This is a genomic window from Ruegeria sp. BHSB064 (assembly GCF_059613205.1).
The window spans coordinates 30,426-45,127 of record NZ_JBXWSB010000017.1; the positions used below are offsets into that span (position 1 = coordinate 30,426).

General features: G+C 55.6%; 15 protein-coding genes and 1 tRNA gene. 8 read left to right on the forward strand and 8 right to left on the reverse strand.

What is annotated here, in order from left to right; translation table 11 throughout:
* Nucleotides 1-52: 52 nt before the first annotated feature.
* From AC2FNU_RS06355 to AC2FNU_RS06380, 6 genes are all read left to right on the forward strand, one after another.
* The gene (locus AC2FNU_RS06355; RefSeq protein ID WP_171174031.1) at nt 53-841 is read left to right on the forward strand and encodes an ABC transporter ATP-binding protein; all 789 of its coding nucleotides are present in this window, start codon (nt 53-55) and stop codon (nt 839-841) included.
* Nucleotides 838-1,671 carry an ABC transporter ATP-binding protein gene (locus AC2FNU_RS06360; RefSeq protein WP_480798983.1) on the forward strand — a complete coding sequence of 278 codons (834 nt, stop codon included), beginning with the start codon at nt 838-840 and terminating at the stop codon, nt 1,669-1,671. Before AC2FNU_RS06355 ends, AC2FNU_RS06360 begins: the two co-directional genes overlap by 4 nt.
* A 2-nt stretch (nt 1,672-1,673) precedes the next feature.
* Nucleotides 1,674-2,135: a hypothetical protein gene (locus tag AC2FNU_RS06365; protein ID WP_496786202.1), complete on the forward strand. Its 462-nt coding sequence runs from the start codon at nt 1,674-1,676 to the stop codon at nt 2,133-2,135.
* Nucleotides 2,135-3,145, forward strand: coding sequence for a branched-chain amino acid ABC transporter permease (locus AC2FNU_RS06370; protein WP_496786205.1), 1,011 nt, complete (start codon nt 2,135-2,137; stop codon nt 3,143-3,145). The genes AC2FNU_RS06365 and AC2FNU_RS06370 overlap by 1 nt, the downstream gene beginning before the upstream one ends.
* The gene (locus AC2FNU_RS06375; protein WP_496786208.1) at nt 3,142-4,455 is read left to right on the forward strand and encodes a branched-chain amino acid ABC transporter permease; all 1,314 of its coding nucleotides are present in this window, start codon (nt 3,142-3,144) and stop codon (nt 4,453-4,455) included. The genes AC2FNU_RS06370 and AC2FNU_RS06375 overlap by 4 nt, the downstream gene beginning before the upstream one ends.
* Nucleotides 4,456-4,636: 181 nt before the next feature.
* On the forward strand, nt 4,637-4,891 hold the full coding sequence (locus AC2FNU_RS06380) for a hypothetical protein (protein ID WP_496786212.1): 255 nt from the start codon (nt 4,637-4,639) through the stop codon (nt 4,889-4,891).
* Nucleotides 4,892-4,923: 32 nt separating this feature from the next.
* Here the strand turns inward: AC2FNU_RS06380 and AC2FNU_RS06385 are convergent, their stop codons facing one another.
* Complete coding sequence (locus AC2FNU_RS06385) at nt 4,924-6,471, reverse strand: helicase HerA-like domain-containing protein (RefSeq protein WP_496786214.1); 1,548 nt, start codon at nt 6,469-6,471, stop codon at nt 4,924-4,926.
* A 447-nt stretch (nt 6,472-6,918) separates the two neighbouring features.
* Between AC2FNU_RS06385 and AC2FNU_RS06390 the strand changes: the two genes are divergently transcribed.
* The gene (locus AC2FNU_RS06390) at nt 6,919-7,527 is read left to right on the forward strand and encodes an invasion associated locus B family protein (protein ID WP_496786216.1); all 609 of its coding nucleotides are present in this window, start codon (nt 6,919-6,921) and stop codon (nt 7,525-7,527) included.
* Nucleotides 7,528-7,586: 59 nt separating this feature from the next.
* Here AC2FNU_RS06390 and AC2FNU_RS06395 read toward each other — a convergent pair whose 3' ends face one another.
* Genes AC2FNU_RS06395 through AC2FNU_RS06410 form a run of 4 tightly spaced genes read right to left on the reverse strand, consistent with a single transcriptional unit; the run spans nt 7,587 to nt 11,828 of the window.
* Nucleotides 7,587-8,795 (reverse strand): beta-ketoacyl-[acyl-carrier-protein] synthase family protein, encoded by a 1,209-nt coding sequence (locus tag AC2FNU_RS06395; RefSeq protein WP_496786219.1) that lies wholly within the window; start codon nt 8,793-8,795, stop codon nt 7,587-7,589.
* A 9-nt stretch (nt 8,796-8,804) separates the two neighbouring features.
* Nucleotides 8,805-9,062: an acyl carrier protein gene (locus AC2FNU_RS06400; protein ID WP_496786221.1), complete on the reverse strand. Its 258-nt coding sequence runs from the start codon at nt 9,060-9,062 to the stop codon at nt 8,805-8,807.
* Nucleotides 9,063-9,094: 32 nt separating this feature from the next.
* Entirely contained in the window at nt 9,095-10,186 is a 1,092-nt protein-coding gene (gene lpxD / locus AC2FNU_RS06405; protein WP_496786222.1) for a UDP-3-O-(3-hydroxymyristoyl)glucosamine N-acyltransferase, read from the reverse strand.
* A gap of 34 nt (nt 10,187-10,220) precedes the next feature.
* The gene (locus tag AC2FNU_RS06410) at nt 10,221-11,828 is read right to left on the reverse strand and encodes a L,D-transpeptidase family protein (RefSeq protein WP_496786224.1); all 1,608 of its coding nucleotides are present in this window, start codon (nt 11,826-11,828) and stop codon (nt 10,221-10,223) included.
* Nucleotides 11,829-12,183: 355 nt separating this feature from the next.
* Here AC2FNU_RS06410 and mepK point away from each other — a divergent pair, with 355 nt between their 5' ends.
* Complete coding sequence (mepK, locus tag AC2FNU_RS06415; protein ID WP_496786226.1) at nt 12,184-12,753, forward strand: peptidoglycan L,D-endopeptidase MepK; 570 nt, start codon at nt 12,184-12,186, stop codon at nt 12,751-12,753.
* A 62-nt stretch (nt 12,754-12,815) separates the two neighbouring features.
* On the opposite strand, the gene AC2FNU_RS06420 is transcribed toward mepK, so the two are convergent.
* From AC2FNU_RS06420 to AC2FNU_RS06430, 3 genes are all read right to left on the reverse strand, one after another.
* Nucleotides 12,816-13,187, reverse strand: a complete 372-nt coding sequence (locus AC2FNU_RS06420; RefSeq protein WP_496786228.1) for a hypothetical protein — start codon at nt 13,185-13,187, stop codon at nt 12,816-12,818.
* Nucleotides 13,188-13,317: 130 nt separating this feature from the next.
* Nucleotides 13,318-13,394, reverse strand: a tRNA-Arg gene (locus tag AC2FNU_RS06425).
* Between the two features lie 77 nt (nt 13,395-13,471).
* Nucleotides 13,472-14,692 carry a cysteine desulfurase gene (locus AC2FNU_RS06430; RefSeq protein ID WP_496786230.1) on the reverse strand — a complete coding sequence of 407 codons (1,221 nt, stop codon included), beginning with the start codon at nt 14,690-14,692 and terminating at the stop codon, nt 13,472-13,474.
* Nucleotides 14,693-14,702: the final 10 nt, after the last annotated feature.

Genomic DNA, 14,702 nt, shown 5'->3' on the forward strand with positions numbered 1-14,702 from the left:
TCAATGACAAAAGGCTGCACCTCGCAACGCGAGGCAAAGGCAAGGGGATAACATGATCGTCGTCGAAGACGTGCACAAGCATTTCGGCGGGTTTCACGCGGTGGACGGGGCATCGCTGGAAATCCAAAAAGGGTCGATCACCGGCCTGATCGGGCCGAACGGTGCAGGAAAAACCACTCTGTTCAATGTGATCGCGGGCGTTCTGCCACCTACCAGCGGCAAGGTGTTCATGGATGGTGAGGATATCACCGGCCTGCCCCCGCACGAGCTGTTTCACAAGGGGCTGCTGCGCACGTTCCAGATCGCGCATGAATTCTCATCCATGAGCTGCCGCGAAAACCTGATGATGGTGCCCGGCGCACAATCGGGTGAATCGCTGTGGAACACCTGGTTTGGCCGCAAGCGTATCGCGGATGAAGAACGCGCGCTGCGGGCCAAGGCCGATGAGGTGCTTGAGTTTCTGACCATCGAACATCTGGCCGACCACAAGGCAGGTCAGGTCTCGGGCGGGCAGAAAAAGCTGCTGGAACTCGGGCGCACCATGATGGTCGACGCCAAGATCGTGTTTCTCGACGAGGTCGGTGCCGGTGTGAACCGTACCCTGCTGATGACCATCGCCGACACCATCCTGCGCCTGAACAAGGAACGCGGATATACCTTCGTGGTTATCGAGCACGACATGGATTTCATCGGCAAAATCTGTGACCCGGTCATCTGTATGGCAGAGGGCAAGGTTCTGGCCGAGGGCACTCTGGACGAGATCAAGGCAAATGAGCACGTGATTGAGGCTTATCTGGGCACCGGCCTTAAGAATAAAGACAAGCTGGAGGCAGGCGCGTGAGCGACAATCCTTACCAGGACGACAAAGGGAACAAGGACGCCTCGATCACCAACACGCACGGTGTTGGCACGATGACGCCCGCGCATCCCAAAAGTGGTGAAGCGCAATACGTCGGTGGCGGCGGCCCCTTCCTGATTGGCGACACGATGACCGGCGGCTATGGCAAGGGGCCGGACATCCTGCATGACTGCACCATTGCAGTCGACAAGGGTGAGATCGCGGTGATCGTTGGCCCCAACGGCGCGGGCAAGTCAACGGCGATGAAAGCCGTGTTCGGAATGCTGGACGTGCGTGCCGGTTCGGTTCGGCTGGACGGTGAAGACATCACCAAGCTGTCACCGCAGGACCGCGTGATCAAAGGCATGGGCTTTGTGCCGCAGACATCGAACATCTTCACGTCGATGACGGTGGAAGAGAACCTAGAAATGGGGGCCTTCATCCGCCGCGACGATATCACTGAGACGATGGAGCAGGTCTATGACCTTTTCCCCATCCTGCGCGACAAACGCAATCAGGCCGCCGGTGAGCTGTCTGGCGGTCAACGCCAACAGGTCGCCGTGGGCCGCGCGTTGATGACTCAGCCCAAGGTTCTGATGCTGGACGAACCCACCGCTGGCGTGTCTCCCATCGTGATGGATGAGTTGTTTGATCGGATCATCGAGGTATCCCGCACTGGCTTGCCGATCCTGATGGTCGAACAGAACGCCCGTCAGGCGCTGGAGATCGCGGACAAGGGATATGTGCTGGTTCAGGGGCGGAATGCCTATTCCGGCACGGGCAAGGAACTGCTGGCCGATCCCGAAGTGCGCAAGAGTTTCTTGGGGGGGTGAGGATGCGATCAATCTACCCAATTGCATTCGCAACAACTATAGCCAGCCCTGTATTCGCATTTGAAGAGGCAATTGACTACGCGCTAACGCTGGACTGCCGAAGTGTCTCAGTTTGCAAAATCAATGGCGAATGCAAAAGAAAAGCGCGCGACATTCAGTTTGTTTTGGTCAGACATGATGGGGATGAAGTTGCCTATTTGGGCCATTCTCCCACCGAGAAAGGCTATTACACGAGAATCCAACTTCTCGACAATGTCTTTCGCAGGAAACCTGACCACGACTTTTCAACCTCTGTGCCCGATGACCACGCAGTTGATTTTCGAGGTGATGATGAGTTTGAACTTGAAAGTGGCGTACTCTTTCTAAACTACGTCCCTCGCGGATACGAATGGATCGAGCGGAACTTCAAAAATTCCAGCCTCTCCGAATTTCTCGTAGAGTTTCAGGGGTGTGAAAGCAAATAATGGACTTCCTCAACGCCCTTGTGGCGCTCTCCAACTTCGTCCTTGTTCCCGCAATCGCCTATGGCAGCCAGTTGGCGCTGGGGGCTTTGGGGGTGACGCTGATCTATGGCATCTTGCGGTTCTCGAACTTTGCCCATGGCGACACGATGGCCTTTGGCGCGATGATCGCCGTTCTGGTGACGTGGGGCCTGCAAGCCGCCGGGGTCAGTTTCGGACCGCTGCCAACCGCCCTGCTCGCCCTGCCCTTTGCCATTCTGGGCTGTGTCATATTGGTGCTGATCACCGACCGGCTGGTTTACAGGTTCTACCGTGAACAAAAGGCCAAGCCGGTGATCCTCGTGATCGTCTCAATGGGCGTGATGTTCATCATGAACGGCATCGTGCGCTTTATCATCGGGCCGGATGATCAAAGGTTCTCGGACGGTGCGCGCTTCATTATCTCGGCGCGCGACTTCAAGGCACTGACCGGGCTGCGTGAGGGATTGGCGATCAAAACCTCTCAGGGCATCACCGTGATCGTGGCCGTTGTCGCCGTTGCGTTGCTGTTCTGGTTCCTCAACAAGACCCGTACCGGCAAGTCCATGCGTGCCTATTCGGATAACGAGGATCTGGCGTTGTTGTCCGGCATTAACCCCGAGCGTGTAGTGATGATCACATGGATCATCGTCGCCGCACTGGCGACCACGGCGGGGGTGCTCTACGGTCTCGACAAAAGCTTTAAGCCCTTCGTCTATTTCCAGCTTCTGTTGCCAATCTTTGCCTCGGCCATCGTGGGCGGGCTTGGCAATCCGCTGGGTGCCATCGCAGGCGGGTTCATCATCGCGTTTTCCGAGGTGACCATCACCTATGCGTGGAAAAAGGTGCTGACCTATCTGGCTCCGGAAAGTCTGGAACCGTCTGGGTTGGTCCAGTTCCTCTCCACCGACTACAAGTTTGCTGTCAGCTTCGTGATCCTGCTGATTGTGCTTCTGTTTAAGCCCACGGGCCTGTTCAAGGGGAAAGCGGTATGACCGAGTCTGTCAAAAACACGCTGCTTTTTGCTGTTGTCGCCGGGCTGATCCTGCTGACAGGGTTCACCCAAAGCTGGAACACCGCCATTCTGATCCTGAACATGGGGCTGATCTCGGCCATCATGGCCATTGGGGTGAACCTGCAATGGGGCTTTGCGGGTCTGTTCAATGTGGGCGTTATGGGCTTTGTTGCACTTGGTGGTCTGGCCGTGGTTCTGGTATCGACGCCGCCCACACCGGGGGCCTGGAGTGCTGGCGGCTACGGGATTGTGTTGTCCTTGCTGTTGGGGGCCGCGACCGTTGTGGCTGCTGTTCTTGTGGCGACCAAAATGCCGAAAGGCCGGGCACAGACCCTGACCATCATCGCAGTTCTGGTTGTTGGGTTCTTCATTTACCGCGCTGTGTTCGACCCTAATGTCGCTGCAGTCGAAGCCATTGATCCAGCGATTGCAGGCAATATCGGCGGTTTGAACCTTCCGGTTCTGCTGGCCTGGCCTGCGGGTGGTTTGTTAGCAGCGGGCGCTGCGTGGCTGATCGGTAAAACGGCTTTGGGTCTGCGGTCGGATTACCTGGCCATTGCCACACTGGGCATTGCCGAGATCATCATTGCCGTCATGAAGAACGAAGACTGGCTGGCCCGGGGTGTGAAAAATGTCTACGGCATTCCGCGCCCTTCCCCTGTTGTCGGTTACGAAGTTGAACTGCAACAAGATCCGGCGTTTCTGGCGCGAGCAGAATGGTTCGGGCTTGATCCGGTCACAGCCTCTACCCTTTCGGTCAAACTTGGTTATTCGCTGCTGTTCCTGATCGTCCTGCTGGCGTTGCTGTGGATGGCCCAAATGGCACTGAAAAGCCCGTGGGGCCGCATGATGCGCGCGATCCGTGACAATGAGGTCGCGGCCGAGGCGATGGGCAAGGACGTGACCCGTCGCCACTTGCAGATCTTTGTTCTGGGGTCGGCCATCTGCGGGATCGCAGGGGCCATGATGACCACGCTGGACGGTCAGCTGACACCAAGCGCCTACCAGCCCCTACGTTTTACCTTTCTGGTCTGGGTGATGGTGATCGTCGGCGGTTCGGGCAACAATTTCGGGTCTGTACTTGGGGCATTTCTGATCTGGTTCCTGTGGGTTCAGGTGGAGCCAATCGGCCTGTGGCTGATGAACCTGATTACCTCGGGTATGCCGGACGGCAGTTGGCTGAAAGCGCATCTGATCGAGAGCGCCGCCCATATGCGCCTGTTCACTATGGGTCTTATCCTGTTGATTGTTCTCAGATTTAGCCCAAGGGGCTTGATACCCGAGAAATAGGATCAAACGATAACCAATTCGTGAAACCGCGCCTTCATGGAGGTGCGGTTTCTTGATTTTCAAAGGTTTATTGAATAGACGGACCTACCGCAGCGTTTTACTTTTGCGGTCTGTTGCTGGCACTCACACCCGCCCAAGCCGATCTGAAACGATCATTCTAACGTGTTGATAAGAGTAAAAAATGAAAGCACCACGCTTCGGAACTGTTTTCCTGTTTTCGGTTGTTGCCGTTACAACTGCCGCCTGTATTCCCCGACCAGAGGATCTTGAGACGACGCCTGTCAAGGTGCAAACACCCCAGGGCGTTGTGACCTGTCAGTTGTATCGCCAGGACCGGGTCACTTGGGACCGCGCCATCGATTTCCCTGCAACGAAAATGTCTGTCCCACAGGCTGATGCCTATTGCCGCCAGGAAGGTCAGCGCCGGTTAAAGTAATGGCGTCGGCGCCCGTATCGAGCGCCACGACCTTATCTGTTTTTGAACAAACCGCCCAGAATACCGCGCACAATACGGCGTCCGGTTGTTCCCTTCAGTTCCTTGATCACAGCATCTGTCATTGCCGTTGCGAAGGTGTCCTTTCTGCGCTGCACACGTGAAGAAGATCGCCCGACCCGACTGCCGGAATACCTGCGCGCCGCAGAAAACTCGCGTTCCATTGGCGATTGTGCTTCAAGCACATCATCCAATTCCGCCTGCTCAGCAGCTTGTGCAGCCGCCTCGGCCCGCGCTTGCAGAATCTCAAAGGCGGATTTTCTATCTATACCTTTGTCATATTTTCCTGCCATCGGGGACGCGGCCAAGATCGCTTTGCGGTCAGCACCAGAAATCGGTCCCAGCTGAGACCCGGGCGGACGAATCAAGGTGCGTTCGACAATGCCGGGTACCCCTTTCTTTTGCAGCATCGAGGTCACCGCCTCACCCACGCCAACTTCTCGGATCGCCGCTTCGGTGTCGAAAGCCGGGTTCTCTCGGTACGTTTCCGCGGCCATGCGCAGGTTCTTACGGTCCCGCGCGGTGAAAGCCCGCAGGGCATGTTGAACGCGATTACCCAGTTGGCCCAGAATGTCTTCGGGTATATCTGCAGGGTTTTGCGTGATGAAATAGACCCCAACGCCTTTTGATCGGATCAGACGCGCCACCTGTTCGACCTTGTCCACCAAGACCTTTGGGGCGTCGTCAAACAGCAGATGCGCTTCGTCGAAAAAGAAGACCAGCTTGGGTTTTTCCGGGTCGCCAACCTCGGGCAGTTCCTCGAACAATTCACTCAACAGCCAGAGCAGGAAGGTTGCGTAAAGTCGGGGTGAGGCCATCAATTTGTCCGAGGCAAGGATGTTCACCATCCCCTGCCCGTTCTCATCGGTCCGCATCAGATCACCCAGATCCAGCGCCGGTTCGCCAAACAGTTTGGTGCCACCCTGATTTTCCAACACCAGCAAGCGTCTTTGGATTGCACCGATCGAAGATGTCGACACGTTGCCATATCGCAGGGACAACTGAGTCCGGTTCTCTCCGATCCAGACCAGCAACGCCTGTAGGTCCTTCAGATCCAGCAGTGGCATCCCTTCTTCGTCGGCCACCCGGAAGGCGATGTTCAGTATGCCTTCCTGCGCTTCGCTGAGCTCCAGCAGACGCGACAACAGAAGCGGCCCCATCTCTGTGACCGTCGTGCGCACCGGGTGGCCCTGTTCACCAAACAGATCCCAGAATGTCACCGGGCAAGCAGCGTAGTTGAAATCAGAAAACCCGATGCGTTCGGCGCGGTCCATAAACGCCTGATGCAGTTTGTGCGACGCGCTGCCAGCCACGGCCAGACCGGACAGGTCCCCTTTCACGTCTGACAGAAACACCGGGACACCAGCCTGCGAAAACCCTTCGGCAAGTATTTGCAGGGTCACGGTTTTACCCGTTCCTGTCGCACCCGCGATCAACCCATGGCGATTTGCAAAGTTCAGCGCCAATTCCTGCGGTGTGCCATACCCTTCACCACCGCCGCCCAGAAAAATAGTCTTGCCCATTAACACTGCCTTATAGTTCACCGATCCGTGACCAGCATACAAAGTTAACCTTTGACTGCGATAGTCATTTTGCCTCGCGGCGGTATTGATCTCGTGGGGCAGACTTCCTCCCTGTCGACTGGCCGTGCCTTCGGGCACGGCTTTTTTCACTTGCACCAACACATGTGAAAGTGCTGAGGGTCAGATTAAAATTTCAGGATAGCTGTTGACCCATCAGCGCCGCTCTCGTAGGGTTTGCGCATAAATAAGTCGGCCAGTCCGACGGGGAGAACCTTTTGGGGAAGGGAGCTGCTAGATCGGCTCCCTTTTTCTATGCAAAGGCGGGCGCGTTCGGGGTGTCAGGCAAGAAACTGTTCACGTTCACAATGAGTGTTCTGTTAGTGCCTGACACCGGTTCAGAAGAGTGTTAAACGAAGCAAAAAGTCCAATCATCCAACCGAGGCATACATGATCAAGAAACTTCTATCCGCGAATGTTCTGGCCGCCGTTTTTCTCAGCAATGCGGTCTATGCTCAAGAGGCCACTGAAGAGACCCAGCCGGAGGCTGACGTCCCCCAGACCGAAGCGACGCAAGATCTCGATCTGGGTGAAAGCGGGCCACGTGTTGGAGAGCAATATGTCAAAGACACCAGCGGCGACTGGAATATAACTTGCCTTAAGACAGAAGAAGGCGATGACCCCTGCCTCTTGCGTCAAATACTTTCGGGCTCCGAAGGGCAACCCATTGCGGAAATTTCGATCAACAAACTTCCCGAAGGTGCTACTGCCGTCGCTGCCGCCAGCCTGATCGTACCGCTTGAGACATTGCTACAGGCACAAATCGCCATTTCCATCGATGGTGCACCGAGCAAGAGGTATAACTATCATCACTGCAACCCCGTGGGCTGCGTGGCTCAGTTGGGCTTTACGCAGGGCGACATCGACGCAATGAAGGCAGGCAGTAAAGCAACGATATCTCTTGTCTCGATCCTGGCCCCCAGCCAACTTTTGCAACTTGATATGTCACTGGCTGGTTTCACCAGCGGGTACGATCAGTTGGACGTCCTGCGAAACTGATGGATTTCAAAAAAAGGCCGCCCTGTTACGCGGCGGCCTTTTCATTTTGAGCACTTTGTTCAAACCCGCTTTAACGCCAAGACCGCATTCAGACCGCCAAAGGCAAACGCGTTGCTGAGGGCGACGTTTACTTTCGCCTCTCGCGCTTCGTTCGGCACCACGTCCAATGCGCATTCCGGGTCTGGCTCTTCATAGCCAATGGTTGGTGCAATCACTCCGTCTCGCAAAGCCATGATACATGCCAGCAACTCCACCGCTCCGGTGCCGCCGATCAGATGGCCGTGCATGGATTTTGTGGACGAGATCATCAGGTCATCGGCATGCGGTCCAAACACATCCGCAACCGCTGCGCATTCGGTTTTGTCATTGGCCGCCGTGCCCGTGCCATGCGCGTTGATATAACAGACATCGCTGGCGTTTAGCCTGGCATCGGTCAAGGCACCAGCCATGGCCCGCGCCGCCCCCTGTTTGCTGGGCATCACAATGTCGGCTGCATCCGACGACATCGCAAAGCCGACGACTTCACAAAGGATCTCGGCCCCCCGCGCGCGCGCATGCTCGTGTTCTTCGAACACAAATATGCCGGCCCCTTCGCCCTGAACCATTCCATTGCGATTAGCACTGAACGGGCGGCAAGCGTCTTTGGACATCACGCGCAGGCCTTCCCACGCTTTGATCCCGCCGAAACACAACATGGATTCGGACCCGCCGGTAATCATCGCCGGGGCGGCCCCACTGCGCACCATCTGAAAAGCCTGCGCCATAGCGTGGTTCGACGAGGCACAGGCCGTCGAGACAGTAAAGCTGGGGCCTTTTAGATTATGTTCCATCGACACATGGCTGGCCGCGGCATTGTTCATCAGTTTGGGAACAACGAACGGGTGCACACGGTTCTTTCCGTCTTCATAAACCGAACGGTAATTGTCATCCCAGGTTGAAACACCGCCGCCAGCGGTGCCAAGCACGACACCTGATCTGGCCGCCAATTCACCGTGAAACTCGATGCCCGACTGTTCGATAGCCTCTTTGGCAGCTGTCAGAGTGAATTGGGTAAACCGGTCGTACAGAGACATCTGCTGGCGATTAAACCGCCCTTCCGCCTCAAATCCCCGGACCTGACCACCGATCTTGATGGCCAACCGTTCGACATCGCGGAATTCCAGTTCCGAGATGCCACAACGCCCTTCGCGCATGGCTTCCAGAGTGTCAGGAACCGAATGGCCCAGTGAGTTGATCGTACCTGCGCCGGTAATGACAACACGTTTCATGAGAGCAGGTCAGACCTTTTCCGACACAAGCTGTTCGATCCCGGCAATGATCGCAGCCACATTCGAGATATCGAAGTCATTGGATTCAGGTTCGTTCGCGTTGAACGGAACCGATATGTCGAACTCTTCCTCGATCGCAAAGATGCTTTCAACCAGACCCAGGCTGTCGATACCCAAATCTTCCAGCGTGCTTTCGGGCGTGACGTCCAACGGCTCCAGCACGGCCTGCTCTGCAATGATTGCGATGACGCGGTCGCTGATGCTCATGTCGATCCCCTGACTTTCGTTCTGAGGATGATTTAATCACTCGGGGACTGTTTGAAAACAGCCTTTTTGAGTGCCTCAACGTCGCGGGCCATGCGCGGTAAACGGCGTTGGGCTTTGTAGATGTCTGTATGTGTTTCCATCTTGATGCCCGGATAGCCCATTATGACGCGGCCTGCCGGTACGTTGGACAGAATTTTTGTGCCGCCACCGGCAATGACGCCATCACCAATAAAGATGTTATCAACAACGCCGGTCTGCCCTCCCAGAACAACGTTATTGCCGATCTCGACCGATCCCGACACGCCGGTTTGACCACACAAAAGGCAATCGCGACCCACACGCGTGTTGTGCCCCACATGCACAAGATTATCCAATTTCGAGCCGTCACCTATCCGGGTGTTGCGGATCGTGCCGTTGTCGACGGTGCAGTTGGATCCGACCTCGACGTCATTGCCAATCTCAACCGCGCCCAAAGAGTGGATGCGAAGCCAGCTTTGTGCCTTGGCCTCACCTTGATCACCCATGGTCTTGCGCGCATTCTCAGCGCCAGAGACTTCGGGGGTGACAAAGCTGAACCCATCCCCTCCGATCCGGGCACCAGGTTGCGCAATGAAACGGTCTCCGATCTGCGCCCGAGCACCGATGCTGACCATCTCGCGCAGCAACGCGCCTTTTCCTAATGTAGCATCGATGCCGACCGTACAATGCGCACCGATTTCGGAACCTTCTCCAATCCGTGCGCGTGCACCAACAACTGTCAGAGGTCCAATAGAAACGTTCGCGCCAATCTCTGCCGTCGGATCAATCACGGCCGAAGGGTGAATGCCTGGCTCGACCCCTTGCCCGCGATCCAGCATCGAAGTAATACCGGCCATGGCCATACGTGGGCGTTTGACAAAGATGGCCGCGCGCAGACCCATGGCTTGCCAATCGGCCCCTTCCCAAAGAACCGCTGCGCGCGCTTCTCCACCGGAAAGAACCTCAGCATATTTCGGAGACATTGCCATCGCCAGATCCGTGGGGCCCGCGTCACTGGGTTCGGCAGCTCGCACAATCGTTAGGCTAGTGTCGCCCTGACACTCAGCGCTCAGGGCGTCGGCGATTTGTTGAACGGTGAACTGCATGACGGGCTTCCTTTTGGCAGGATTTGACCCGTGCTTACCCCTGAACGTCCGGCAGGGCCACCCCTGCCTTTTGAAGTGCGTCCCAAATCTTGGCATCGCGATTATAGACATCGCGACGATACTGCACTTCGCCCTTCGGGCCGATATAGGCGGTGCGATAGATCAGGTGCACCGGTACATGTTGATCCAACTCAACCTTGGTTTCCTTGCCGGTCTTGAGAACACGATGGAAAAAGGCCTTTGGGTCTTCCTCTTGTTTCGCCAGCAGCGCATAGGCGAATTCGAAAGGTTGCGCCAAGCGTATACACCCGTGCGAGAACGCCCGCACCTCACGCGCGAACAGGTTTTTCTGAGGTGTATCATGCAGATAGATGTTGTACTTGTTGGGGAACATGAACTTCACCAAACCCAGCGCATTGCTTTTGCTGGGGGGCTGGCGCATTGCAAACGGGAAGTTTCGCGCCGTGAACTGAGTGAAATCCACCGCCCCGCGGTTAACCTGCCGCCCGCTGCGGTCAGTGATCTGTATATGACCCACAGCATTTGGGTTGGACTGCAGTTTCGGCAAATATTCTTTCGTGATGATCGAACGCGGCACATACCAGCTCGGGTTGATCACCATATGCTCCATCACATCCGAAAACTCGGGGCTGCGGCGATCATGTGTGTTCTTGCCAATCACCGCGCGGGTTTCAAATGTGACCTGCCCGTCATCAACGATCTTGGCCGAGAAATCGGCCTGATTCACCAGTATGTGACGCGCGCCACGCTCTCGCGGCAGCCAGCGTTCCCTTTCCAGCGCGACATAGACTGCCTTTAGCCGGTCCGAGGCCGGACGGTTCAACTCGGTAATTGTGCCCTGGCCTGCAACACCGTCAGGCTCCAGCCCATGCGCTGTTTGAAAGGCCTGAACGCCAGCCAGCAACGCATCGTCAAAAGACGGGCTGGCCGACGGTTTCATGTACCCCATCGCCACAAGACGATTGCGCAATTTGACCACGTTCGGCCCGGTGTCACCATATTCCAGTTTCGCGACCGGGACCGTTGACCCCCAACCACCTTGATCCACCAAAGCTTGCAGCTGCAGCTTTTGTTTCATAAGCGCGCGATACTGACGTGTTTGCGGTGGCAGTTGTTCCAGATACTTCACCCCGTGGTCCGCCAGCCCCGATAAATGCTCGGCAGCGCTACGGCGCTCCACACCCCGTACCAAACCATCGTCCACGCGCCCAGGCTCAACGGTGCCGGAATAAAGCGCATCAGCGTATTCCACATACACTCGGCTGAGCTCGGCCTCGACCGTTCCAAGGTCACGAACAGAGCGGGCCTGTTCCATCTTGTCCATCAATGCCGATACGGTTGCATCTGCCCGAGGCAAACCGTGTAGATGTGCTTTGGACAATGCTTCAATCAACGCGGCCCTGCGTTGCATGTGTTCCGGGGTTTCACCTACCCAAATCGGTGCAAATCCATTCGTCCGGTAAAACTCGGCAATTGTAGATGCCTGCGGCGTGTGTTCCGCAATCGCCATTTGAAACGCTGTATTCGGTTCGGGCGCAGACGTTGTGTTCGCAAAACCAGCGGTTGCAGCAAAACACGCGGTGAGAAGGATACTGGTACTGGTGCGGAAAACAGAAAGCATTACGGGGCCTTGAATACTCAAATGATTGAACTGAGGATATGTGCGTCAAGCAACTATGGGTTTGCTTGGGAATGCTTGTCTATTCACAAATCCCTTACCAAATCGCTTCTGGTGGTGTCTGATGCGTGTTTGCATCGGCCGGTTGGTAAAAACCGCACAGTTGCATAAATTCTAAGTGGCACTGTGTCATTTGCGCAAAAAACTGCCGAAATTTCCCCCTTGAAATGATGAATCCGAAACACTTCTTGGCCACTGATTCCGATTGTGTCATAAAAACCGCATCTGGGATGGGAAAAAATTAAGACGGCGCGCGTAACATCGTGCGCAGGCAGGAACAGTACGGGACGAACCAAAAATGACCAAGAGCAGTTCCTCGGGCTTGACCCGGCGTGCCCTATTGGGTGCATTTGCAGCTACCGCAGTTGCGGCAGCCCCAACCTACTCCAACGCAGCAGGCTTTTTGCGAGGTGGCGGTGATATCCGTCGCATTCGTATGTATTCCGGTCGCACAGGTGAACGGCTGGATATGATCTATTGGGTTGATGGTAAGTATATCAAAGACGCTGTCAAAGAAGTGAACCATTTCATGCGCGATTGGCGCACGGATCAGGTTAAATCCATCGATTTGCGCGCGATTGATATCATGGCGGCATCACACAACCTTCTGGATGTGAACGAACCCTATATGCTGCTGTCCGGCTATCGCTCTCCTCAGACCAATGCAATGCTGCGCGCCCGTTCCCGCCGTGTCGCTCGAAAGTCGCTTCATATGGAAGGTCAGGCCGCTGACCTGCGTCTGGCGTCCCGCTCGGTTTCCCAGATGGCCAAGGCCGCAATGTCGTGCCGTGCAGGTGGTGTCGGTCAATACTACCGCTCGAACTTTGTCCACATGGATTGCGGCGTTGTTCGCACTTGGCGCGGTTAACGCGCAAACCAATCGGGTCTCTTTTATCTGAACCGCTGTAGCAGGAAGACTGGTTTTACCTGCTATATTCCTGCATCTCCTCCTGCACCGCCTGCGTCACCACCTGCAGAGTCGCTGCTGGTTGGCGTTTCGGCAGTCGAGCTGCCAGTTTCACGCGTCTTTTCCTTGTCTAAGTCAGATTCAACATTAGTGGTAGAAACAGTGCTGCTCTCTGCTTCATCGTCGCTGTCTGACTCGTCGTCGGTCAGCTTGCCAAGGATGAATGCAAGCACCACACCGACAATAACCCAGCTCAAAACGCTAGGGAGTGAATAACCCGAAACAACAGTACAGCCCAAAACCGCTACTATTATGACCACAACGAAAAACGATTTTTTTGAAGAGATGACTTGCACGTTCTTTCCTCCATCAAAGGTGACGCGAACCAACCCCATCCGGAAAGTGTATCGCAAAATGAGCCGATAGAGAAATTTACACTTCAATAAGAGTGTCTGAGGACGTTCTCAAAATCTGGCTAAACCTAAAACTGGTCCGATCCAAGACGGTTGAGAACATGTAGGAAAATGGCGCACCTGAGAGGATTCGAACCTCTGGCCTCTGCCTTCGGAGGGCAGCGCTCTATCCAGCTGAGCTACAGGTGCGTTGGTCGTTAGCTAACCTTGATCCGGTTTGGGTGCAACTGGAAATCGTGCCTGTCGCACCCAGTTTCAGATCAAAGTCAGGCGAAAAGATCATGCGCCAATTCAAGGGCATCGATCAGAATGTCGACCTCTTCCGTGGTGTTATAAAGACCAAAGCTGGCCCGGCAGGTTGCAGTGACGCCCAGATGGTCCATCAATGGTCCGGCACAGTGATGACCCGCACGGACGGCTACGCCTTTTTTGTCCAGGATGGTGGATACATCGTGCGCATGACCGGCCCCATCGAGCGTAAAACTGAAGATGGCGGCCTTGTCCGGGCGTGTGCCTTGCACTTGAAGCCAATTCAATCCGGTCAGTCGCTGCATTGCATAGTCGCGCACACTGGATTCATGAGCTGCGATGTTCGCCATGCCCAGATCCATCATATAATCCAGTGCCACGCCCAGTCCGATGGTCTGAACGATACCGGGCGTACCGGCTTCGAACTTCATCGGTGGGTCATTGTAAATGACCTCTTGCTTGCTGACCTCTTTGATCATGTCACCGCCGCCGATAAAGGGGCGCATTTCGGCCATGCGTTCGGATTTGATGTAAATCGCGCCTGACCCGGAAGGGCCATAAAGCTTGTGACCGGTGATCGCGTAAAAATCACAGCCGATCTCTTCAACGTTCACCGGCATATGGACTGCGCCCTGGCTGCCGTCCACCAGAACCGGAACTCCTTTGGCATGGGCCCCTTCGGTGATCGCTTTGACGTCAACAACTGTACCCAAAACGTTCGAACACTGGGTCACTGCAACCAGCTTGGTCTTTGGACCTATGGCATCAATTACGGCCTGAGGGTCCAAACCCCCTTCTGCGTCCACATCCACCCATTTCAAAACCACGCCCTGCCGTTCGCGCAAAAAATGCCAGGGTACGATATTGGCGTGATGCTCCATGACGCTCAGAACGATCTCGTCCCCGGCCTCAAGTCGCGGCATCGCCCAGCCGTAAGCGACAAGGTTGATCCCTTCGGTCGTGCCCGAATTCAGGACGATCTCGTCCTCATTCGAAGCACCTAGAAAGCGCGCGATGGTGCCACGCACGGACTCGTATTTCTCTGTCGCAAGATTGGACAGGTAGTGCAGACCGCGATGGACGTTCGAGTATTCCTCGGCATAAGCACGCGTCACAGCGTCGATGACGACCTGAGGTTTCTGAGCCGAAGCACCATTGTCCAAATAGGTCAGAGGCTTGCCATTGACCTGACGTGACAGGATCGGAAAGTCAGAGCGGATTTTCTGCACATCGTACATAGGTATTTTT